Origin of the sequence: Cognatundibacterium curvum (genome assembly GCF_014284235.1) — a bacterium.
Lineage (GTDB): Bacteria > Pseudomonadota > Gammaproteobacteria > Burkholderiales > Burkholderiaceae_D > Undibacterium > Undibacterium curvum.
In genome coordinates this window covers 1-414 of record NZ_JACOGD010000031.1, presented here as the reverse complement: position 1 = coordinate 414, position 414 = coordinate 1, and the positions used below count along the sequence as shown (strand labels likewise).

Sequence of the window (414 nt, the reverse complement as noted above, 5' to 3'; positions counted from 1 at the left end):
CCGTCACGACAGCAGACAACTCACGCACACCTGCACCCACGCTCACCGCAGCGCCACCAGGCAGACCAGACACAAACGAGCCCCTGCCTTCGAGTTCAATGTGGCAGGTGATTTCTTTGCCGATCACCTGATCGGGACGGAAGGCAGTGCCAGGTTTTGCGCTCAAACCCAAGTCAGCAAAACCCGTCACGTCACTGCTCTGCAAGCGCAGGGTGTAGCTGAATAAAGTATTGATGCCATCGCTGCCGCACAAACTCAGAGGACTAAAACCCGCCAGCCCACCTGCCGTCACCGCCGGACCGGAAATGCTGAGCGCACGCGGGTGGTGGAAGCGTTGGGGCATGATGGGGCTCCTGGATGGGAAACAGAAATGAATGCCTGTCATTAAGCGACAATTGCTAATTGTCAATAAAT

At 56.3% G+C, this 414-nt stretch carries 1 pseudogene; it reads right to left on the bottom strand.

The window, feature by feature from the left end:
* Window positions 1-343 (bottom strand): annotated as a pseudogene (locus H8K43_RS18715) (type VI secretion system Vgr family protein); the annotation flags it as partial.
* Window positions 344-414: the final 71 nt, after the last annotated feature.